Origin of the sequence: Synechococcus sp. CB0101 (assembly GCF_000179235.2) — a bacterium.
GTDB lineage: Bacteria > Cyanobacteriota > Cyanobacteriia > PCC-6307 > Cyanobiaceae > Vulcanococcus.
The window spans coordinates 755183-776415 of record NZ_CP039373.1; the positions used below are offsets into that span (position 1 = coordinate 755183).

At 66.4% G+C, this 21233-nt stretch carries 22 protein-coding genes and 1 pseudogene; 14 read left to right on the forward strand and 9 right to left on the reverse strand.

Annotated features, from left to right (window positions below; all coding sequences use genetic code 11):
* The first annotated feature begins 41 nt into the window (after positions 1-41).
* Positions 42-557 carry an inorganic diphosphatase gene (locus CB0101_RS04125; RefSeq protein ID WP_010307330.1) on the forward strand — a complete coding sequence of 172 codons (516 nt, stop codon included), beginning with the start codon at positions 42-44 and terminating at the stop codon, positions 555-557.
* On the opposite strand, the gene CB0101_RS04130 is transcribed toward CB0101_RS04125, so the two are convergent.
* On the reverse strand, positions 550-1206 hold the full coding sequence (locus tag CB0101_RS04130; RefSeq protein ID WP_136643963.1) for a class I SAM-dependent methyltransferase: 657 nt from the start codon (positions 1204-1206) through the stop codon (positions 550-552). The genes CB0101_RS04125 and CB0101_RS04130 overlap by 8 nt on opposite strands.
* A gap of 130 nt (positions 1207-1336) precedes the next feature.
* On the opposite strand from CB0101_RS04130, the gene CB0101_RS04135 reads away from it, so the two are divergent.
* On the forward strand, positions 1337-1696 hold the full coding sequence (locus tag CB0101_RS04135; protein ID WP_010307298.1) for a 2Fe-2S iron-sulfur cluster-binding protein: 360 nt from the start codon (positions 1337-1339) through the stop codon (positions 1694-1696).
* Positions 1693-2064 carry a Spx/MgsR family RNA polymerase-binding regulatory protein gene (locus CB0101_RS04140; RefSeq protein WP_010307296.1) on the forward strand — a complete coding sequence of 124 codons (372 nt, stop codon included), beginning with the start codon at positions 1693-1695 and terminating at the stop codon, positions 2062-2064. The genes CB0101_RS04135 and CB0101_RS04140 overlap by 4 nt, the downstream gene beginning before the upstream one ends.
* On the opposite strand, the gene CB0101_RS04145 is transcribed toward CB0101_RS04140, so the two are convergent.
* Positions 2030-3496: a hypothetical protein gene (locus CB0101_RS04145; RefSeq protein ID WP_029552899.1), complete on the reverse strand. Its 1467-nt coding sequence runs from the start codon at positions 3494-3496 to the stop codon at positions 2030-2032. The genes CB0101_RS04140 and CB0101_RS04145 overlap by 35 nt on opposite strands.
* Before the next feature lie 62 nt (positions 3497-3558).
* Between CB0101_RS04145 and lepB the strand changes: the two genes are divergently transcribed.
* Complete coding sequence (gene lepB, locus CB0101_RS04150) at positions 3559-4308, forward strand: signal peptidase I (protein ID WP_010307290.1); 750 nt, start codon at positions 3559-3561, stop codon at positions 4306-4308.
* Here lepB and CB0101_RS04155 read toward each other — a convergent pair.
* Positions 4268-5566 carry a dihydroorotase gene (locus tag CB0101_RS04155; RefSeq protein ID WP_010307286.1) on the reverse strand — a complete coding sequence of 433 codons (1299 nt, stop codon included), beginning with the start codon at positions 5564-5566 and terminating at the stop codon, positions 4268-4270. The two genes, lepB and CB0101_RS04155, sit on opposite strands and share 41 nt — an antisense overlap.
* Positions 5563-6915, reverse strand: coding sequence for a 2-carboxy-D-arabinitol-1-phosphatase (locus tag CB0101_RS04160; RefSeq protein ID WP_010307282.1), 1353 nt, complete (start codon positions 6913-6915; stop codon positions 5563-5565). Before CB0101_RS04160 ends, CB0101_RS04155 begins: the two co-directional genes overlap by 4 nt.
* Positions 6916-7015: 100 nt before the next feature.
* Between CB0101_RS04160 and CB0101_RS04165 the strand changes: the two genes are divergently transcribed.
* The 5 genes from CB0101_RS04165 to CB0101_RS04185 all read left to right on the forward strand — a co-directional run bounded on the left by CB0101_RS04165 (position 7016) and on the right by CB0101_RS04185 (position 12452).
* A complete protein-coding gene (locus CB0101_RS04165) occupies positions 7016-8419 on the forward strand; it encodes a CPBP family intramembrane glutamic endopeptidase (protein WP_136643964.1) in 1404 nt (467 codons plus the stop codon).
* 100 nt (positions 8420-8519) lie between these two features.
* Entirely contained in the window at positions 8520-8966 is a 447-nt protein-coding gene (locus CB0101_RS04170; protein WP_043717376.1) for a hypothetical protein, read from the forward strand.
* A complete protein-coding gene (locus CB0101_RS04175; protein WP_010307270.1) occupies positions 8966-10768 on the forward strand; it encodes a penicillin-binding protein 2 in 1803 nt (600 codons plus the stop codon). The genes CB0101_RS04170 and CB0101_RS04175 overlap by 1 nt, the downstream gene beginning before the upstream one ends.
* Positions 10769-10857: 89 nt before the next feature.
* Entirely contained in the window at positions 10858-12030 is a 1173-nt protein-coding gene (locus CB0101_RS04180) for a transaldolase (protein WP_010307265.1), read from the forward strand.
* Between the two features lie 41 nt (positions 12031-12071).
* Positions 12072-12452 carry a Crp/Fnr family transcriptional regulator gene (locus CB0101_RS04185; protein ID WP_029552898.1) on the forward strand — a complete coding sequence of 127 codons (381 nt, stop codon included), beginning with the start codon at positions 12072-12074 and terminating at the stop codon, positions 12450-12452.
* On the opposite strand, the gene CB0101_RS04190 is transcribed toward CB0101_RS04185, so the two are convergent.
* From CB0101_RS04190 to pyrH, 3 genes are read right to left on the reverse strand one after another with little or no spacing between them, the layout of a single operon-like run.
* Positions 12449-13600: an NAD(P)/FAD-dependent oxidoreductase gene (locus CB0101_RS04190; protein WP_010307259.1), complete on the reverse strand. Its 1152-nt coding sequence runs from the start codon at positions 13598-13600 to the stop codon at positions 12449-12451. The two genes, CB0101_RS04185 and CB0101_RS04190, sit on opposite strands and share 4 nt — an antisense overlap.
* Positions 13597-14136: a ribosome recycling factor gene (gene frr / locus CB0101_RS04195; protein ID WP_010307254.1), complete on the reverse strand. Its 540-nt coding sequence runs from the start codon at positions 14134-14136 to the stop codon at positions 13597-13599. Before frr ends, CB0101_RS04190 begins: the two co-directional genes overlap by 4 nt.
* 37 nt (positions 14137-14173) lie before the next feature.
* Positions 14174-14887 (reverse strand): UMP kinase, encoded by a 714-nt coding sequence (gene pyrH / locus CB0101_RS04200; protein ID WP_010307251.1) that lies wholly within the window; start codon positions 14885-14887, stop codon positions 14174-14176.
* A gap of 100 nt (positions 14888-14987) precedes the next feature.
* Here pyrH and CB0101_RS04205 point away from each other — a divergent pair, with 100 nt between their 5' ends.
* Positions 14988-15188: a hypothetical protein gene (locus tag CB0101_RS04205; RefSeq protein WP_010307246.1), complete on the forward strand. Its 201-nt coding sequence runs from the start codon at positions 14988-14990 to the stop codon at positions 15186-15188.
* A gap of 12 nt (positions 15189-15200) precedes the next feature.
* On the opposite strand, the gene cobO is transcribed toward CB0101_RS04205, so the two are convergent.
* Positions 15201-15824 carry a cob(I)yrinic acid a,c-diamide adenosyltransferase gene (cobO, locus tag CB0101_RS04210; protein ID WP_050778760.1) on the reverse strand — a complete coding sequence of 208 codons (624 nt, stop codon included), beginning with the start codon at positions 15822-15824 and terminating at the stop codon, positions 15201-15203.
* 110 nt (positions 15825-15934) lie between these two features.
* Complete coding sequence (locus CB0101_RS04215; RefSeq protein WP_010307236.1) at positions 15935-17149, reverse strand: site-specific integrase; 1215 nt, start codon at positions 17147-17149, stop codon at positions 15935-15937.
* Positions 17150-17260: 111 nt separating this feature from the next.
* Here CB0101_RS04215 and hemH point away from each other — a divergent pair, with 111 nt between their 5' ends.
* The 4 genes and pseudogenes from hemH (at position 17261) to CB0101_RS04235 (ending at position 21229) form a co-directional block, all read left to right on the forward strand.
* Complete coding sequence (gene hemH, locus CB0101_RS04220; RefSeq protein WP_010307234.1) at positions 17261-18436, forward strand: ferrochelatase; 1176 nt, start codon at positions 17261-17263, stop codon at positions 18434-18436.
* Positions 18405-18947: a M23 family metallopeptidase gene (locus CB0101_RS04225; RefSeq protein ID WP_136643965.1), complete on the forward strand. Its 543-nt coding sequence runs from the start codon at positions 18405-18407 to the stop codon at positions 18945-18947. Before hemH ends, CB0101_RS04225 begins: the two co-directional genes overlap by 32 nt.
* 140 nt (positions 18948-19087) lie before the next feature.
* A pseudogene (gene ilvB / locus CB0101_RS04230) lies at positions 19088-20882 on the forward strand (biosynthetic-type acetolactate synthase large subunit).
* 11 nt (positions 20883-20893) lie between these two features.
* Positions 20894-21229 carry a nuclease gene (locus tag CB0101_RS04235; RefSeq protein WP_136643966.1) on the forward strand — a complete coding sequence of 112 codons (336 nt, stop codon included), beginning with the start codon at positions 20894-20896 and terminating at the stop codon, positions 21227-21229.
* Positions 21230-21233: the final 4 nt, after the last annotated feature.

Here is a 21233-nt window from a genome sequence, read left to right on the forward strand (position 1 = left end):
TCGCCGACCGGCCCCCACAGCCACCTCCCCCGCCACTGCCCATGGATTTGCGCAGTCTGCAGGCCTCTCCGGCGCCCGGGCTGGTGAACCTGATGGTGGAGATCCCAGCCGGCAGCCGCAATAAATACGAGTTCAACACCGAAGCCGGCCTGATGGTGCTGGATCGGGTGTTGCATTCCTCGGTGCGTTACCCGTTTGATTACGGCTTCGTACCCAACACCCTCGCCGAGGATGGTGCCCCCCTCGACGCCATGGTGATCATGGATGAGCCAACCTTTGCGGGCTGCCTGATCACCGCCAGGCCGATCGGCATTCTCGACATGGTGGACTGCGGCGCCCATGATGGGAAGTTGCTCTGTGTACCCGCAGCCGACCCGCGTCAGCGAGAGATCCGCAGCATTCGTCAGATCGCGGCCAACCAATTGGAAGAGGTGGCGGAGTTCTTCCGCACCTACAAAAACCTGGAGGGCCGCGTGATCGAAATCACCGGCTGGCTCGATGCTGATGCCGTGCCCGCCTTGCTGGAGCGCTGCATTGCCGCAGCCAGGGTTAGCTGAGACGCTGAAGCAGGAAACCTTCAAAGCCCAAGGCCTGGAAGATGCGGGCCGGATCCCCGAAGCCAGCAGCATTCACCAGGCTGGTGAGCCGAGCCAGGCCGATCGGATGGAGCCCATCCTGAAGGGAGCACTCCAGACCGCTGGCCCGCTGAAAACCACGCCAGGCCTGATCCAGCTGCCCTTCCAGCGAGGGGAGGCTGGTTTGCATCAGGTCGACCAGCACCAACTGGGCTCCCGGCTTCAGGCAGCGGGCCAGGGCCGTGAGGAAGGCGAGTTTGCTGCCGTCATCGGGGAGTGATTGCAACACCAGCACCGACAGCGCACCGGCAAAACGCCCCGCCATGCCGGGAGCATCAACCAGTGCTTCAACGGTGGACTGCTGCCACTGAATGGCCGCCTGATCGCCAAGCCGTTGGCGCGCTTCCTGGAGCATCTCGGCGCTGGGATCCAGGGCGGTGAGGCACCAATCAGGCCGCTGGGCGACCGCCTCCAGCAACTCCGAACCCGTGCCGCAGCCAGCCACCAACACATCAACTCCCGGCTCTGCCGCCACGGGCGAGGCGGCCAACAGGGCCACCGAGAGCCGCGCCAAGCTGCCGTACCCGGGGATCACCTGGCTCTGAAGCCGTTCGTAGCCGGAGGACTGCACCGCATATCAGCCAGGACCCCGATGCTAGGCAGCCAAGCCGACAGGGCATTTGGTGTCAGCCCTCAACAAGTGACGCAGAAAGCGGCTGCGGCCAGGTAAGTTTGTCGGCGCCGAAGATCCCCGTCCGACCGTGCCCACCATCCGTTTCGAACAGGAAGGCCAGCAGGTCGGATGCATCGAAGGAGCGAACCTCCGTAAGGCCGCCATCGATGCCGGCATCAATCCTTACAAGGGCCTGAACAACCTCAACAATTGCGGTGGTGTGGGCCAGTGCGGCACCTGCGTGGTGGAAGTGGTGGAAGGCATGCAGAACCTCTCCCCCCGCAGCGACGTGGAGCAGGTGTATCTGGCTGATCGTCCCGCCAATTACCGCCTCAGCTGCCGCACGAGCGTGAATGGGGATGTCACCGTGCGCACCCGCCCTCAAGCCGGCACCGGTGCAGGCTCCAACAGTCTGGTGGGCGCCCTCAAGAGCCTGATCGGCAAGTGAGCCAACGGCTCCGGATCTACAGCTACCCCCAGTGCGGCACATGCCGCAAAGCCCTGCAATGGCTTGCCCAGCAGGGCTTTTCTGTGTCTGAGGGCAACCTGGAACTGGTGAACATCACCGAGCAGCCCCCCAGCCTTGAGGAGCTCAGCACCGCCTTTGCGCAACTCGGGCGTAAGCGGCTGTTCAACACCAGTGGCCAGAGCTATCGGGCCCTGGGCAGCGCCACCGTGGCCGCCATGGATGACACCGCAGCCTTAGCGGCCCTGGCGGCTGACGGAAAGCTGATCAAGCGCCCCTTCGCCATCACCGCCGCTGGCACCGCCCTGGTGGGGTTCAAGCCGGAGGAGTGGCAGTCGGCTCTGATGTGAGCTCATCGAGCTCATCCATCAGGGCATCAATGCCAGCGCGATTCACCTGCGCCACATAGTTGAGCTTGAGCTGCTGCAACAGCCCGCAGAGCAGCTCCTGGCTGCGCTCCAGCGTGCCCGCCTGCTCCAGGGCCGCGGCCAGCTCCTCCCAGAAGCGATCAATCGCCTGCTGCAGCAGCTCACTCTGACGATCGTCGCTGCGGGCAATGCGCTGGGCGGTGCCACGGGAGAGATCGAGCAGGCTCTCCACTACCCCAGCCGCCAGCTGGCGGCTCACACCAGCGGGCACCATCCCCCCTCCGGGCACGTCGCGCAGCTGTTGTTGGAGGGTATGGCCAAGCAGCGACTGCAGCTCCGGAGCCAACCGGGGCGTGACCTGCCCCAGCACCATCGGCCCCCACAGGCGCACCAGATCCACGAGCTGCTGCTCATCGGCACCGCTGACGCTCTGATGGCTGCGCAGGCTGCGAATCCAGCGGGGCCACTGGGAGGAGCGCACCAACGACTGGGTGCCATCCACCAGCTGCAACGCCAGCACCTCAAACAGCTCCAGCGCCAGCAGCGACACCACAGCTCGGCTCACGGCGGCCCGCAGGGGCTCCACATTGATCAGCTGGGCCTGGCTGAGGCGCTCCACCACCGGCACCACCCGCATCCAACGCCAGAAGGGCAGCAGCAGCGGTAGATCAATCCAGCGGCGCAGCAGTGCATCGCGCCAGCTCAAACCGGGGAAGCGGCGCCGCATGCGCAGCATGCGCAGCAGGATGTCGAGGGCGAAGACGCTCTGGAAGAGCAGCAGATCAATGCGCCAGAAATGGTCGGTGGGACGACCGTTCTCATCGATGGAGCGCCAGTAGCTGGTGGCCACCAGCGGCAGAACCTGCTGCTGCCAGAAGCGCCGCTCCTGGGCCCAACTGCGCTGGCTCAGCCAGCCATCGCTCAGCAGCCGGGCGGCGGCCTGCTTGGCGCTGTCATCGGCCGCACGCTGACGCAGGCGGTTCTTGATCTTCTCGAGGGTGCCGCTGTTGCCCGAGGCTGCAAACGGGTTCTCGTTGATCATCGCCTCGGTGAGCGCCACGAAGCGCTGGCGCTGAGCAGCGGTTTGTGCCGGGGCGGGAGCAGCGATCAGGGCCTGATCCAGCCGCGCGAAGGCCTCGAGATAGGCCTGCGTTTCCCGGTGGGGCTCGATCCCCTTCACGGGGTCGTAGAGGGGGGTGAGATCGGGCAGCACGCGCAACGGCACCACCAGGGGCACCTGGGGCAGGGGCGTGAGGTTGCGCTGCAGCCAGAAGGTGCGCAGGGGGATGTAGGTGATGTCGAACAGCACCAGCAGCAGATTCGCCCCGGCCCATAAGGCCACGGCCCGATCCCAGTGGCGCCAGAGCCGCGAGGCCGTGACCCTCTGGGCCGACAACCAACGCGGACGAACCATCTCAAGGCCAGGCAACGGCCCTAATCTGCCTCACTTGCACCTGCATCCGGCAGCACCAGCCCTTGTCCAGCACCGATCAAGACGCGCCCGAATCGCAGGCAGGCCAGGAACCCAGCACGCCACAGGAAAGTCCCTGGGTGTTCTGGCGTGGTGTGCTGATCACCCTGGGCGTGGCGCTCGGCGTCCGTCAGACCGTGATTGAGGCGCGCTACATCCCATCGGGTTCGATGCTGCCGGGGCTGCAGCTGCAGGATCGGCTGCTGGTGGAAAAGCTGAGCTACCGCAGCCGTGCTCCCCAGCGGGGCGAGATCGTGGTGTTTCACGCGCCACACCATTTCGACCCGGTACTCAAGGCCAACCACCAGGCGGGCCCGCTGCGCTGCCTGCTGGTGAATTTGCCGCTGGTGAACCTGGTGCCGGGCCTGCAGGAGCCAGCCTGCGACGCCTACATCAAACGCGTGGTGGCCGTGGCCGGCGACCGGGTGGTGATCAACCCGCGCGGTGAAGTAACGGTGAACGGCCAGCGGCTCAAGGAGCCCTATGTGAGCAACTACTGCGCGGTGGACGAGCAGGGCATGAGCCTCTGCCGCACCCTCAATGCCACGGTGCCCCCGGGCCACGTGCTGGTGCTGGGCGATAACCGCGCCAACAGCTGGGATGGCCGCTACTGGCCCGGGGGGGCCTTCCTACCGGAAACGGAGATCATCGGCCGGGCCTTCTGGCGCTTCTGGCCGCTGGGCACCGCCGGCGATTTGAAGAGCAACGACCCGCTTAAACCGCAGAAGCCTTCCAGCGCTCCAGCTCAGGGATGAGCCCACTGGCCAGCACCTGCCCCGTGAGGGGGCCGGCCGCTCCCGGTTGATTGGCGGCCAGTGGTCCCCAGGGGTCGTCCGTGGGGATCCACTGGCGGTTTGGATCGAACAGCACCCATTGGTCGCTGCCCAGGCTGAGGCTGGGGGGCTCAAGCCCCAGCAATCGAGCCGGAGCAAAACACAGCACCCTCCAGAGCTGGGCAGCAGTCCAGCCACGCTGCACCACGAGCTCCTGCCAGAGGCCAGGCAACACGCTGCGATGGCCCGCCACCCCTGGCTTGCGCTGATCCAGCGGCAGCAGCTGCTCCTCGGCATCGAGCGCCTGGTGGTGCACGGCCACGGCCGTGATCACGCCATCGGCCAGGGCCTGCTGCAACGCCCGGCGGTCGTTGGGAGTGCCGAGGGGCGGCACCACGCGCCAGCCCTCCGCGATCGGATCGAGGCTGCCGCTGTCCGCCAGCAGGTGCCACCAGCACACCGTGGCTTCGGGCCGCTGGTGCTCCGGCAGCTCCCGCAACAGAGCCACGCCCTCTGCCGTGGAGAGATTCATCAGCTGCAGGCGCCGTGCTGGATGGCGCTGGGCCATGGCCAGCAGGCTCTGCAGCGGCAGGGTTTCGCTGATGCAGGGATCGGTGGGCCAGCCGGCGCGCAGCGCTTCAACCCCTTCGCGCACGAAGCCCCCCTGGCTGAGGCTGGGATCTCGGGGAGCCAGCAGCAGCGGCGCACGGCCGCATTCCGCCAGGGTGAAGCCACGCTCCAGCAGCGCCAAAGGGGGGATCTGATCGGCTTCGGCCAGGCCGATCGCTCCGGCAGCCAGCTGATCGGCATGGGCCGCAAGCTCCGTACCCCCGGCGCGATGGCTGAAGCTGCCCCAGAGCAGCAGTTGGAGCCGCCCGAGGGGCACCAGCCCCTGCAAGCGTTCAGGGCGATCACGCCAGCTGTAGGCCCGCGGCAGCAGTGCCACGGTGCCGTAACCGGCGGCCAGGGCAGAACGCTCCAGGGAAGCCAGGGTTTCGGCGGATCCCGTGGCTGGATCCTCCAGCTCGGAATGGGGATCCACCAAAGGCGGTGCCAGCAACCACTCCTGGGCCTCGAGCACCCTCGCCTCACAGGCCGCTGCCTGCTGGGCCGCTTCCGCACCGATGGCGGCGATCCGCCCCGCCTGGATGAGCACATCACAGCGGCGCAGCTCAGCCCCCTCCGCCTCGAGCAGCTGAACCTGGTGCAGCAGCAACGGCTGCTCGGGCTTGGAGGTCATAGAGCGCCGGCGGCAGTGCGATCCAGAACACCCCCAAGATGGGCCGTCTGGTTCAGACACACCACCACCGGCGGCTGATCGGGCCCGTGGGGGTAGTCGATCACGGTGACGCCACCATTGCCCTGTTTAACGGCCCAGATGTCGCCCGGGCTGAGGCCCAGCAAGGCACAGAGGATCGTTTTGTTCACGGCGTCGTGGGCCACCACCAGAGCCGTTTCATCGCTGTGCAAGCTGGCAGCGATGGTGTTCCAGCCCCGCAGCGAGCGGTCCCACACGTCGTGGATGGTTTCGCCATCGGGCATCTGCACGGTTTCCGGGGCGCTCTTCCAGGCAGCCAGCAGCTCACCCCAGCCCTGCGAGATCTCTGATTCCAGGCAGCCTTCCCATTCACCGTGGCCGATTTCCACCAGATCGCGCACGCTGGTGAGCGGAACGCCGGGATGGTGGCGGAGGATGCCTTCAGCCGTTTGGCGCGGGCGCGACATCGAGCTGGTGTAAGCCCTCTGGAACGCCACCTTGCGCAGGAAGTCGCCGGCCGCAGCGGCCTGGGCGCGGCCGTTCTCGTTGAGGGGAATATCGATCTGGCCCTGGAAGCGGCCCTGGCGGTTCCAGTCGGTTTCGCCATGGCGCACCAGCAGCAGCCGCGGACCGGCCCCTTTAGCGGGGAGGCGTCCGCCGCACACCTCGCCGTGGAGGTGGGTGGTGCCGTTGAGCGACTCGATCTGCACCGACACACCGCCATCAGGCTCGGCGCTGAGGTTGAGTACCGAGAGGGAGGCGTTATCAACGCGCAGGCGGCGGAAGCAAGTGGCATCGAGGCCCAACAGGCTGAGCAGCAGGCAACGCAGGATCGCGTTGTGCCCCACCACCAGCACGGTCTGGGCTGAAGAGCTGGCGGGGCTGTGCTGGGCGAGCAGGCGATCGACAAAGCGCCGCGCCTGATCCATCAACTCAGGGATCGGGGCATAGCTGCTGCCATCACCGCGCTGGAGCTGCAACTGTTCGGGGTGCTGCTTCCAGGTGTGGTAAGCCTCGGGGAAACGCTCCTGCACATCCGTGCTGAGCAAGCCGCTCCAGGGGGCGAGGTCCACCTCCATCAGATCGTCGTCGAGCTGGGGCTCCAGGCCACCACCATGGGCGGCGAGCAGTGCCGTGGCGGTGTCATGGGCACGGCGCAGCGGGGAGCTGTAGGCCGCCGTGATCGGCACATCCCTCAGGGCTTCACCGGTGGCCAGGGCCTGCTTCACGCCCTCCTCGGTGAGGCTCGACAAATCGTCGCGGCCCTGAATGCGGTGCTCGAGGTTGAAGCTGCTCAACCCATGGCGAACCAGCAGGATCCGGAGAGACACAGGCGCAGGATTGAGCAAAAGGCATCGTATTTGGTGGGCTTTCGGCCCAACGCCAAACGATGAGATGCTGCGCTGATCAGCACCAGGGAGCAGGCGCAGGGTGACAGGAGCCAACAGGCCCAGCGGCCGACCGGAAGGGGCAGCTCCGGGCTGGAAGGTGGCCTTGGCCCTGGTGAGCCTGGCCCTCAGCCTGCTGCTCTGGCTCAACGGCCTGATCGACAGCCTCAGCAGGCCTTCGGTGGGGAACGACCTCAACCGCCGCCAGCTGGAACTGGCGGTGCTGGCCGAACCCGAGCTGAGCGGCCCCCTGCGCAACGTGCTGGCCGGCCGGAACCCCACGGAAACCCTGCGCCAAGCCATCGCCGATGAGCTCCAGGAGGCGCGCGAGGCGGGCCGCACCCCCGATCCCGATCTGCTCCTGGAACAGGCCCTGCTGTTGCGCCGCCAGGGGCAACGCCAGGCCTCTGATGCCCTGCTGGCGGAGCTGGCCAGCGGCAGCGGCCCCCAAGCCGACGTAGCCAGGGCTCTGCTTGAGCCGGAGCCAGTGGCTGGTGGTGTGCCAAACGCCGCCTTGATCGGCGCCCTGCCCCCGGGAGGATTGCTGCGCACCTGGAGCTGTGAGGCCCTAGCCCCCGGACCCGATTGCGGCGCTGCAGGGGCAAGCCGCCAAGCCGCTCTTCAGCTGATCGCCGTCAGCGTGCTGCCGGTGGCGTTGCTCGTGGTTGGCAGTGGCACCCTGCTGCGGGAGCTCTGGCAGCGCTGGCGCGGCAAGACGGCTGACGTGCCACCCCTGCAAGGCCCTTCGCTCAGCGGCCTGGATGCGGTGCTGTTGATCGCCGGCGGCTTCGTGGTGGTCGGCGAGCTGCTCACGCCGCTGCTCGTGGGCCCCCTGATCGCCGGCCTGCTGCAACAGCTGGAGGTCACCAGCCCGCTGCGGGAAGGGATCAGCGTGGTGAGCCTCTATCTGGCTCTGATGACTGGCCCCTTGCTGATCCTGGCGCTGATGCTGCGGGGCAAAGGGGAAGCGGGCTGGCTGCAGTTCCGCTGGAGCCCCCTGGGCTTGAACGTCCGCCAGGCGCTGAAGGGGTTGTTGATGGTGCTGCCGCTGGTGAGCCTGGTGGGATGGCTGCAAGGCCAGCTCTGGGGCGATCCGGGCGGCAGCAATCCACTGCTGGAGCTGGTGCTCAATAGCCATAACGTGCCGGCCCTGGCTTGCTTCGGCTTCACGGCAGTTGTGCTGGCGCCTTTGTTTGAAGAAACAATCTTCCGCGGCGCTCTGCTGCCGGTGGCCGGGCGCAAGCTGGGGGCCGCTGGCGGCATCCTGCTCAGTGGAGCGGTGTTTGCCGTGGCGCACCTCAGCCTTGGTGAGCTGCTGCCCCTGCTGGTGCTCGGGATCGGGCTCGGCTGGGTGCGCTGGAGCAGCGGGCGCCTGGGCAGCTGCGTGCTGATGCACGCCCTCTGGAACGGCCTCACCTTCGCCAACCTGGTGGTGCTGGGGTGGTAACTGGGGCCGCAGCTGGCCCAGCGGTGAGTCTCAGTGCGTCATCGCCCCCTTGCTGGAGGGCCTGCCCCATGGTTCACTTGCGCAGTTCTGCCGCGCACCCGTGGTCGCCGCCCCGCTTCAACAGACCCAGGAGGGTCAACGGCGATCCACCGCGCGGCCCCTGGAACTGATCCAAGGGTCGCTGTCGTCGCGGAAGGCTGATCGCCAATCGCCGCTGCTTGGCAACCTGCATCGCATTGCCGATGGCAGCCTGATCGGCCTGGGGGTGGCGGTGCTGGGCCTGAGTGGCCTCACGCTGCACTGGCAAGGGCAGTGGACCCAGAATTTCCAGAAGCTGGAAGCAGCGCAGCGTCTTGAGCACCGCCTGCAGGAATCGGCTGCCGTGCTGGAGCAGCATCACCTGGGCATGACACGCAAACCGGCCCTGCTCGAACCCACCTCCAGCCAGAAACTCGTGTACCTCGAGCCGCCCGCGGCCAACCCTCAGCCCCGCCTGCGCACGCTGCTGGCCCAGGTGAATACCCGTCAGATCCTTCCGGGCTACTGATGGCGGTTCACCGCCTCGACAACCGCCGGCCCGCCCCCCGCACCAGCAGCAGTGGACGCCAGCGGCGGGTCTTAACCCTGAGCCCTGTGCCCGCAGGCCGCCTCTGGGCCGTGTACCTGCTGATGGCCGCGGGCCTGTGTGGCCTGGCGCTGCGACTGGCCTGGGTGCAGGTGGTGCAGGGGCCCGAGCTGCTGGATCGCGCCCGGGCGGTGCAAACCCAAACCATCACCCCCCTGGGCCGGCGCCGCACGATCGTGGATCGCCAGGGCAGCCTCGTGGCCCTCGATGAGGAGCGCTTCACCCTCTGGGCGCACCCCCGCTACTTCGCCTTCCCCGGCGACGACATCGGCAAGCTGCGCAGCCCCCTGGATGTGGCCCGCAAGCTCTCCAGCGTGCTCGCCCTGCCCATGGCCGATCTGGTGCGCACCATGGAAGGCCGCAAATCGGGCGTGAAGCTCAGCACCGATCTGGATCCGGAAACGGCGCAGCGGGTACGTGAGCTCGGCATCAGCGGCATCGATCTCGAGCCCTACCCCCAGCGGGTGTACCCGCAGGGCAACCTCTTCGCCAACGTGGTGGGCTTCCTCAACCTGGAGCGGGTGCCCCAGGCCGGCCTCGAGCAGAGCCGCAACAGCGACCTGCGTCGCCATGAAGCCACCCGTCAGCTCCGCCGCGGAGCCGATGGCACGCCCTTACCCGATGGACTCAAGGCTGGTGTGCTCTACGGCGACGATCTGCGCCTACAGCTCACCCTCGATGCGCGGCTGCAGCAGGTGGCCCAGATGGCGCTCAGCAAACAGGTGAAGCAATGGAAGGCCAAACGCGGTGTGGCGTTGGTGATGGATGTGCGCAATGGCGAACTGCTGGCGCTGGCCTCCACCCCCACTTACGACCCAAATCAGTTCTGGAAGTTCAAGCCAGGCCTGTTCCGCGAATGGTCGGTGCAAGACCTCTACGAACCGGGGTCGACGTTCAAACCGATCAACCTGGCCATCGCCCTGCAGGAAAACGCCATCGACCCAGCCGGCAAGGTGAATGACAACGGTCAACTCACCATCGGCGGCTGGCCGATCTTCAACCACGACCGCAAAGGCAACGGCGTGATCGATTTCCCCACGGTGCTGCAGGTGTCGAGCAACGTGGCGATGGTGAAGGCGATGCAGCGTGTGAAGCCCGCCAAGTTCTGGAACTGGTTGCACGCCCTGGGCATTGACACCAAGCCCGATACCGACCTCCCAGGAGCCGTGGCCGGCCAGCTGAAGAGCCTGGAGACGTTCCGAACCCAGCCGATCGAACCGGCAACAGCGGCCTTCGGCCAGGGCTTCAACCTCACGCCGTTGAAGCTGCTGCAGCTGCACGCCATGCTCTCCAACGGCGGCAAGCTGGTGAGCCCCCACATCACCCGTGGCCTGCGCTCCGGCGACGATCTGGCACCGGCTCCGGCAGCCAACGGCCTGCAATTGATCCGCCCGGAAATCGCCCAAACGGTGTTGAACTGGATGGAAACCGTGGTGGAGAAGGGCAGCGGCAAAGGCACCTACATCCCAGGCCACCGCATCGGCGGCAAAACCGGCACCGCCCAGAAAGCCGAAAACGGGGTGTACATCGCCGGGGCGCGGATCACCAGCTTTGTGGCCCACCTCCCGATCAATGACCCGCGCTATGTGGTGCTGGTGGTGGTGGATGAACCCAAAGGAGCCAATGCTTACGGATCCACGGTGGCTGTGCCCGTGGCGCGCCAGATCATTGAATCGCTGCTGGTGATTGAGAAGATCCCACCCAGCAAGCCGGTGGCCGGCTGAAGACTGAACAGACGGGTAACCGCTTGATGACAGAGGCGGTTGTTCCTCAGATCGCGTGGCTAGCTTGAGCCCATCTCACGGGCCCCTGCATGGCCAACCTGCTTGATCAACTGGCCGCCATGACCGTGGTGGTCGCCGACACCGGTGACATCGACGCCATCCGTCAGTTCACACCGCGGGACGCCACCACCAACCCCTCGTTGATCCTGGCGGCGGCACAAATCCCCACCTATCAGAACCTGATCGATCGCTCCCTGCAGCAATCCCGCGAAGTGTGCGGTGCTGCAGCACCGGCTGAAGAGGTCGTGCGTGAGGCCCTCGATGAGATCTGCGTCACCTTCGGCACCGAGATCCTGAAGATCGTGCCCGGGCGGGTGTCCACCGAAGTGGATGCACGTCTCAGCTTCGATACCGAAGCCACAATCACCAAAGCCCGCAAGCTGATCGGCCTTTACCGCCAGGTCGGCATCGGCCGCGATCGCGTATTGATCAAGATCGCCTCCACCTGGGAGGGAATCAAAGCGGCTGAAGTGCTGGAGAAGGAGGGCATTCACTGCAACCTCACCCTGCTGTTCAGCTTCGCCCAGGCTGTGGCTGCTGCCGAAGCGGGCGTCACGCTGATCTCTCCCTTCGTGGGCCGCATCCTGGATTGGTACAAGAAGAGCACCGGCCGCGACAGCTACCCCGGACCGGAAGATCCCGGCGTGGTTTCGGTGACGCAGATCTTCAACTACTTCAAAACCTACGGCTACAAAACCGAGGTGATGGGTGCGAGCTTCCGCAACGTCGATGAAATCATCGAGCTGGCGGGCTGCGATCTGCTCACCATCTCCCCCAAACTGCTGGATCAGCTCCGACATAGCGAAGGGGAACTCACCCGCAAGCTCAACGCCTTCAATCCCGGCCCCACCGAGGAGCAACTGCACCTTGATCGCCAGGGTTTCGAGGCGATGATGCACAAGGATCCGATGGCGACCGAAAAACTGCAGGAGGGCATCACCGGCTTCTCTCGCGCCATCGAAACGCTCGAGGCCCAGCTGGCCCATCGCCTCGGTGAACTCGAGGGAGCCAGCGCTTTCCAGCACGCCGCCCAGGAGATCTTCCTGCTGAATGATCTCGACGGCGACGGCTGCATCACCCGTGAAGAGTGGCTCGGCAGCGATGCGGTGTTCGACGCCCTCGACACCGACCATGACGGTCGGCTGATGCCCGCCGATGTACGCGGCGGCCTCGGAGCCGCCCTGGCCATCAGCGGTTCTTAACCTTCCTGCTCCACACTGGTGGCACTGTTTGTGTGCCTGCGTTGAACGCTCTCGACACCATGCGTGCCCTGGCGAGCCAGGGCGAGGTGCTGGATGTTGCCGCCGGTGAACCGATCTTCAGTTCCGGTGAAACCGGCGACTGCATGTTCGGTGTGCTTGAAGGCAGTGTGGAACTGAGCTGGAACGATGAGAGCAGCCAGGAAATCATCCAGGCGGGTGATGTGTTCGGAGCGGGCGCCTTGGTGACACCGGAGCACCGGCGTTACGGCAATGCCAAGGCCCTCAGCCCCTGCAAGCTGCTGGTGATGAACCGCGAAAAATTCCTGTTCGCCGTTCAGGAATCACCGATGTTTGCCATCGAACTGCTCGGTTCGATTGACAAGCGCCTGCGGCAACTCAAGGACTGCACCCGCTTCAGTTAGCCGCGCTGGAACAGCAGGCGCTTAATCACCCGCTGGGCGATATCGCCGTAGCCCATCTCGCCGGAGAGGATCTGGGCAATGCGCTGGGGAGCGGTGGGTCGCTTGATGCCGAGCTGATAGCCCACCTTCGGCACCCGGTAAAACACCTGGGCAATGCGACGGCCCCAGGCCATCGATTCGCCCCATTGCTGGCGCATGGTCTGGCTATACCCCTGCAGCGCCTGATCCGCTTGGCGGGAATCGTCTGCCGCCAGATAGCGATCGAGGGCTTCAGCGCTGCGCACACCACTGAGCAGAGCTGGGCGCAAGCCTTCGGCCAGAAAGGGATCACAGAGCGAAGCAGCATCACCCACCGCCACCACGCCGCCGGTGGCATGCAGGGGGTAGTGGCCATCCCACACCCGCAGTGGTGAGGCAACCCGTGTGCCGGCATCTGGGCTCAGCCCGAGGCTGGGCAGCAGCTGGGCCAGCACGCCATCGGCATCCACAGCGCTGTTGCCGATGAAGCTGCCCACGCCGATGCTGTAACCACCCTGGCGAGGGAAGGCCCAGCAGAAGCCGTGCTTCACCAGGCCGAATTCAAAGCGAGCCGTGTTCGGTTCAACCACCGGGGTATCCACCTCCACCGCCACGGCACTGGCGAAGCGGGGGCGGGGATTAGCCAAGCTGAGCTGGCCTGCAAAACGCGAGCTAGAGCCATCGGCCACCACCACCGCACGGCTGCGGTAGCGGTCACCAGCGACATCCACACACCAATGGTCGCCGTCCCGACTGATCGTCTCTGCGGGAGCGCCATCGAGCAGTTCAGCGCCGGCGGCAACGGCCTGTTGCGTGATGAATTGATCAAGGCGAGAGCGCTGCACAATCCAGAACGGTGCATCGCCGGGCAGCACGGCCGTCACCGGATCCTCGAGGCACCAGGTGAAGCGCACCTGCTCAATCACCTGATCCACCGCCGGGCTGAGATCAAAGGGGAACCAGCGCTGCACCGACGCCGCCATCCCGCCACCACAGGGTTTGCGGCGGGGCATGGATTGGGCCTCCAGGATCAGCACCCGATGGCCACGGGCCGCCAGGTGATAGGCCGATGCGGCGCCTGCGGCACCAGCACCGACCACGATCACATCAAACAGCTGAGCTGCGCTCACACCTTGAGGATGTCGGCTTCCTTCTCAGCCAGCAGCTTCTCGATCTCAGCGATGAACTTATCGGTGAGCTTCTGCACCTTGTCCTGTTCGTCGCGGCTCTGATCTTCCGAGAACTCGCCTTCTTTCTCCTGCTTCTTCACCTTGTCGATGGCATCGCGGCGAATGTTGCGCAGCGCCACCTTGCCCTCTTCGGCGTACTTGGCGGCGAGCTTGCAGAGATCCTTCCGGCGATCCTCGGTGAGGGGGGGAATGTTGATGCGGATCACCTTGCCGTCGTTGTTGCAGGTGAGGCCCAGATCGCTCATCGAAATCGCTTTCTCAATCAACGACAGCGAGCTGGCATCAAAGGGCTGCAGCTGAATCGTTGAGGAATCGGGCGTGCTGATGGTGGCCAGCGATTTCAGGGGCGTATCGGCGCCGTAGTACTCCACCTGGATCTTGTCGAGCAGGGAGGCATTGGCCCGGCCGGTGCGGATGGTGTTGAAGGTGCGCTGGGTGGAATCCACCGACTTGCGCATGCTGGCTTCGAGTTCCATGGGAGCTGAAGGTGGGAGCTGACGGAGAGAAAAAGGCTCAGGCCGAAGGAAGGATGCTGGTGCCGATCGGCTCGCCACGCACCGCCCGGCCGATGTTGCCGGCGCCAAACAGATCAAACACCACGATGGGGATGGCGTTGTCCTTGCAGAGGGCGATGGCGGTGCTGTCCATCACCTCCAGCTCGCCGCTGAGCACATCGAGGAAGGACAGGCTCTCGTAGCGGACAGCGTCGGCGTGCTTGTTGGGGTCTTTGTCGTAGACACCATCCACCTTGGTGGCTTTGAACACCACATCAGCCCCGATTTCGGCGGCACGCAGGGCTGCGGTGGTGTCGGTGGTGAAGAAGGGATTACCAGTGCCGGCGGCGAAGATCACCACCCGCCCTTTCTCCATGTGGCGAATGGCACGGCGGCGGATGTAGGGCTCCGCCACCTCCTGCATCGAGATAGCGCTTTGCACGCGGGTGGGGATGCCGGCGCGCTCAAGGCCGTCTTGGAGAGTGATGGCATTCATCACCGTGGCGAGCATGCCCACGTAGTCGGCCGTGGCGCGATCCATGCCAGCAGCCGAACCCTTGAGGCCGCGGAAGATATTGCCGCCGCCCACCACGATGGCCAGTTGGGTGCCATCGGCCATCACCGCCGCCACGTCTTTGGCGATGGCATTCACGATGGCCGGATCGATGCCGTAGCCCTGTTCGCCCATCAGGGCTTCACCACTGAGCTTGAGCAACACGCGCTGATAGGCCATCCGTTCGCGCTTGCACGTCAGTTGGCCGAACAGTAGCAAGCGTGAGATCCCTTGCCGAGCCAGGCCACTGGCGCTTCGATAGGGCAACGGCTTCCCGCCCATGGCAGGCGCTTCACCCATCCATCCCCAGCAGCCACGCAGCTCCGGGGTGATGGCACGGCTCACCCTCTCTGCGGTGGAGCAGCTGGTGGCCGAACCCGGTGGCTGGCGTGAGCCGATGGTGCATCGGGCCCTGCTGGTGAGCGGCCTCTCAGTTCTTCTCAGCAGCCTGGCGCTGCTGCAGGAGCACCAAACCAACTGAGGCTGCCGCGCCTCAGAACTCGATACCGGCCTGCGCTTTCACCCCCTGCTCGCGGAAGGGGTGGCGCAGCAGTTTCATCTCGGTCACCAAGTCGGCACGCTCCAGCAGACCCGCCGGAGCACCACGGCCGGTGAGAGCCACGTGGGTGAGCTCCGGCCGCAGTGCCAGACCCTCCAGCACCTGATCGAGCTCGAGGTAGCCCAGCTTGAGAGCCACATTCACCTCATCGAGCACCACCAACTTGCGCTCGCCATCAGCCAGATAGAGGAGGGAGCGCTGCCAGGCCTGCTGCACCAGCTCGCGGTCGCGGTCACGGTCTTGGGTTTCCCAGGTGAACCCCTCCCCGAGGGCATGCCAGTGCAGAGCATCACCAAAGAGCTCAAGGGCTTTCGCCTCACCCGGCTGCCAGCCCCCCTTGATGAACTGCACCACAGCCACCTGTTCGCCATGGCCCAGGGTGCGCAGCACCAGGCCCAGGGCCGCTGTGGTTTTCCCCTTGCCATCGCCGGTGAACACCAGCACCAGCCCCTTTTCCAGGTTGCGTTCACCCACCCGCTGCTGCTGCACCTCCTTGCGGCGTTCCATCCGGCGGCGGTAGGCATCGGCACTGGCCTCAGGCGCCAGCTTCCCGCCCATGCCGAGCTCCGCCGCCGCCTGATCCAACTGCACGGGATCGAGCTGATCAGATGCCACGGCGAGCCTTCAGGTGTGCTCACTTTGGCAATGCTGCGCTCAGGCTGCTGCGCTCAAGCGGCGGAGCGGGCCCGGGCCAGGGCTGTATCCACCGCTTGCTGCTGATCGCGGCGGGTGATCCAGTGGTGATAGGTGCGGGTGTGGATCGCCACGGAGTGCCCCATCATCCGGGCCGCCACGGTGTCGGGAAGACCGATATGGATGGTGCGCACCGCCCAGGCATGGCGCAGGTCGTAGGGGGTGAGGGGCAGGTCGTAACGGCGGAACTGCTCAGCCACCCGGCGGCCCACCTGCTGGAGCGTGGTGCGGCGCAGGTCGGTGCAGACCGGCGGCAGCAGGCTGCGGGCTTCCCCCAGGCGGAACAGCTCAAAACGCTCCACCCATTCGGGTTGAAACGGCCACACCTGATGCTCACCGGTTTTGCTGGTAGGCAGCACCCGGATCACGCGATCGCCGCCCGGCGCGAGGGCAGAGAGGTCGGTGAAGAACACCTCATGGTTGCGCAGGCCGTAGGTGGCCATCAGGCCGTAGGCCAAGCGCCAGCCGGGGTTGGGGATGCGCTCGATCCAATCGAGGATCTGGGGATCGCTGGGCAGCTGGCGGAACTGAGCGGCGTGCAGGCCATAGCCCCCGGCGCGGTCGGCCCAATCGGCAGGAAGCTCGATCTGCTCGGCGCGGGCCAGGGCCGCCAGGGCCGTGCCGCACTGCTGGCGGCCGCGGCTGGCCAGGGGATAGCTCTCGAGCACCGCCTCCAGCAGCTGCGTATTGAGAGGACGTGCCTGGCTGGCGGCCTGTTGGCGCAGCCGGCGTAGGTAGGGCAAATAGGCGCTGGTCCAGGTGGTGCGGCAACCGGCGGGGTTGCGGCGGCGGCGAGGATCCGTGAAGAACTGGTGTTCGTAGCGCTCCACTGCAGCGGCTGCATCCGCGCCCGCTGCGCGCCGAGGGCTTGAAGGGGAGGCTGCACCAGCTGACGCCGACACGGAGCCACCCCACTGGCTCCAGGCAAAGGTCTGCTGCTGCAGTTGCTGCATCACCCGCCGCAGGGCCTGGCGGGCCTGCTCGAGGCCCTCCGGATCTGCCGTCAACCCCAGGCTGATGCGCTGCACTCGCAGGGCGGATCCCCCTTGCCGGCACGGCAGGGGTCCGCGCAGGCCCAACCGCTCCCCGCGCCGCTCGAGCCGCAGGCTCACACCACTGGCGGCCAACTGCGCGTTGTGCTCGCGGATCGGCCCATCCAGGGGGTGGGGCGGGGAGGCGGCAGCCGTCATGGCGCGGACCCTATCGAGTTCATTCCGATACGGCCAGTGGTGCCCAACCGTGAACCAGCAGCAGGCCAGCAGCGTTACGCTCGCCCCACATTCACCTGAACACCGCTGGGCATGGCCAAGGTCGGCGTGCTGTTGCTGAACCTCGGCGGTCCTGAGCGCATTCAGGACGTGGGGCCGTTTCTCTACAACCTGTTCGCCGATCCGGAGATCATCCGGCTGCCGAACCCGGCCCTGCAGAAACCGCTGGCCTGGTTGATCAGCACCCTGCGGGCCGGCAAATCCCAGGCTGCTTATCGCTCGATCGGCGGCGGCTCACCCCTGCGCCGCATCACCGAGCAACAGGCCCGCGAGCTGCAAAGCAACCTGCGTCAGCGCGGCATCGAAGCCACCAGTTACGTGGCGATGCGCTACTGGCATCCCTTCACCGAATCCGCCGTGGCCGACATCAAGGCCGATGGGGTGGATGAGGTGGTGGTGCTGCCGCTCTACCCCCACTTCTCAATCAGCACCAGCGGATCGAGCTTCCGCGAGCTGCAGCGCCTGCGCCAGGCTGATCCGGGCTTTGCACGGCTGCCGATCCGCTGCATCCGCAGCTACTACAACGATCCCGGCTATATCGGCGCCATGGCGGAGCTGATCGCCAAGGAGATCCAGGCCTGCCCGGATCCGAGCACCGCCCACGTGTTCTTCAGCGCCCACGGCGTGCCCAAGAGCTACGTGGAAGAAGCGGGCGATCCCTACCAACAGGAGATCGAGGCCTGCGCCGGCCTGATCATGGATCGCCTCGAGCAGCAGCTGGGCCACCGCAACCCGTTCACGCTGGCCTACCAGAGCCGGGTGGGTCCGGTGGAGTGGCTCAAGCCCTACACCGACGACGCCCTGCATGAACTTGGCGAGCAGGGGGTGAAAGACCTGGTGGTGGTGCCGATCAGCTTCGTGAGCGAGCACATCGAAACGCTCGAAGAAATCGACATCGAATACCGGGAGATCGCCACCGAATCCGGGATCACCAACTTCCGCCGTGTGCCCGCGCTCGACACCACGCCCTCCTTCATTGAGGGGCTGGCCAACCTGGTGCAACACGCCCTCGAAGGCCCTGAGGTCAACCTCGATCAGGCGGCAGCCTTGCCCACCAAGGTGAAGCTCTACCCGCAGGACAAGTGGGCCTGGGGCTGGAACAACAGCTCAGAGGTGTGGAACGGCCGCTTGGCAATGCTGGGCTTCTCCGCTTTCCTGCTGGAACTGCTCAGCGGCCGTGGCCCGCTTCACTCTCTGGGATTGCTCTAGGGCCGCCGCCTGCCTGGCCGGAGCGCTTGTAGTGGCCAGCCCGGCCCTGGCCGATGGCCGCTGGCGGCAGGGGGTGTTTCCCGTGGCTGTCTTCTCCGGCTACACCAGCCATTACGGGCAACGGCTGGGCCCCTCCGGCAGCTGGGAGCCGCACTACGGGCTGGATATCGCAGCGCCCATGGGCTCTCCGATCCGCAATTGGTGGGGCGGCGTGGTGAAAGAGGTGATCGATGACGGGCGCTGCGGGCTGGGGCTGCTGATCCAATCGGGCCCCTATGAACACCTGTATTGCCACCTGAGCGGCAGCGTGCAAAACGGCACGTACCGCAGCGGCGCCGTGGCCCTGCGCAGCGGCAGCCGGGTGGCCAGCGGCGCGCTGATCGGCCACGTGGGCGTGACTGGACGCAGCACGGGACCGCATCTGCACTGGGGCGTGCGCTACGGAGGGCGCTGGCTCAATCCCGCGGCGATCCTGCGGGCGATGGCGGCGTCCCGCCGTCAGGGGCGCTAGACGCACACGCCCAATCCCCGGGCCAGACCTTAGGGTTGGGTCAAGATCGAGTGCTGCCCGCTGCCGTCGTGACCGTTACGTCTGTCTCGCCAACGGCCGCCGCCGCCGGTGATTCCCCCGACCAGAACTTTCCCCAGCGGGTGAACGGCGGTTACGCCCTGATGGACTCCCTGCGCCGTCACGGCGTGGAGCACATTTTCGGCTATCCAGGCGGGGCCATCCTGCCGATCTACGACGAGCTGCACAAAGCCGAGAGCCGCGGCTGGCTGAAGCACATCCTGGTGCGCCACGAGCAGGGCGGCACCCATGCGGCCGATGCCTACGCCCGGGCCACCGGCAAGGTGGGCGTGTGCTTCGGCACCTCCGGCCCCGGCGCCACCAACCTGGTAACCGGCATCGCCACCGCCCACATGGACTCGGTGCCGATGGTGGTGATCACGGGCCAGGTGCCTCGCGCCGCCATCGGCACCGACGCCTTCCAGGAGACCGACATCTTCGGCATCACCCTGCCGATCGTGAAGCACTCCTGGGTGGTGCGCGACCCGCGCGACATCGGCCGGATCGTGGCCGAAGCCTTCCTGATCGCCGCCAGCGGCCGCCCTGGCCCGGTGCTGATCGATGTGCCCAAGGATGTGGGCGTTGAAGAGTTTGATTACATCCCGGTTGAGCCCGGCACGGCTGTACCCGCCGGTTTCCAGCTCACCCCTGCCCCTGAGCCCGCCGCCATCGGTGCTGCTCTGGAGCTGATCCGCCAGGCCCGGCGCCCGCTGCTCTACGTGGGCGGCGGTGCGATCAGCTGCGGCGCCCATCAGCAGGTGCAGCAGCTGGCCGAGCGCTTCCGCCTGCCGGTGACCACCACCTTGATGGGCAAGGGTGCCTTCGATGAGCAGCACCCCCTGGCCGTCGGCATGCTCGGCATGCACGGCACCGCCTACGCCAACTTCGCCGTCACGGAGTGCGATCTGCTCATCGCCGCCGGCGCCCGCTTTGACGATCGCGTCACCGGCCGCCTCGATGGCTTTGCGCCGCGGGCCCAGGTGATCCATATCGACATCGACGCCGCTGAGCTCGGCAAGACCCGCACCCCGGATGTGCCGGTGGTGGCCGATGTGAAAGACGCGCTCGAGGCCCTGCTGGTGGCCTCAACTGGTGAGGACTCCGCCGGCCGCACCGAAGCCTGGCTGGAGCGCATCAACAGCTGGAAGCAGCACTACCCGCTGGTGGTGCCGGCCCCCGAAGGCGATATCGCCCCCCAGGAAGTGGTGGCGATGCTGCAGGAGCTGGCCCCCAAGGCGTACATCACCACCGATGTGGGCCAACACCAGATGTGGGCCGCCCAGTTCCTGCACACGGGCCCGCGCCGCTGGATCAGTTCCGCCGGCCTCGGCACGATGGGCTTCGGCATGCCTGCTGCCATGGGCGTGCAAACCGCCTTCCCCCAGGAGCAGGTGATCTGCGTGGCCGGCGACGCCAGCATCCTGATGAACATCCAGGAGCTGGGCACCCTCAGCCAGTACAACCTGCCGGTGAAGGTGGTGGTGCTCAACAACGGCTGGCAGGGCATGGTGCGCCAGTGGCAGGAGAGCTTCTACGGCGAGCGCTATTCCGCCTCGGAGATGACCGGCGGCATGCCGAACTTCCCCCAGGTGGCCGAAGGCTTCGGCGTGAAGGGGGTGCGCATCAGCGAACGCGCCAACCTGCGCGCTCAGCTGGCGGAAGCACTGGCCCANTCCCGGCCCCGCCTTCATCGAAGTGCAGGTGCGCCGCAACGAGAACTGCTACCCGATGGTGCCCCCCGGTGCCAGCAATGCCCAGATGGTGGGCCTGCCCTCCCATCCCGAGCTGGCGATCGACACCACCCGCGAGTGCCACAGCTGCCACCACACCACCGCGAGCTCCAGCCTCTACTGCCCCAACTGCGGCACCAAGCTCTGATGCCCAGGTGGTTGTTGGCAGCCGCAATGGCCATGGTGCTGTTGCTCGGCGCTGCCGGTGCGCAGGCAGCCGAGGTGCTGCAGGTGCGCAGCGGCACCCTGTTGCAGGTGGGTGATCACAACCGCACCTACACGGTTGAACTGGCCTGCGTGGCTGTGCCCGCTGGCGGTGATGAGGCCGCTGCAGCCTGGTTGCGCCAGGCACTGCCGCGGCGCACGAAGGTGAACCTGCGGCCGGTGGGCAACGACGACGGCACCCTGGTGGCCCGGGTGCAGCGGCTGGGCGCCAGCGATCTGGGCTCCGGCCTGGTAGCTGCGGGGCTGGCCAGCGCCAAGCCGGGCTGCTGAACGC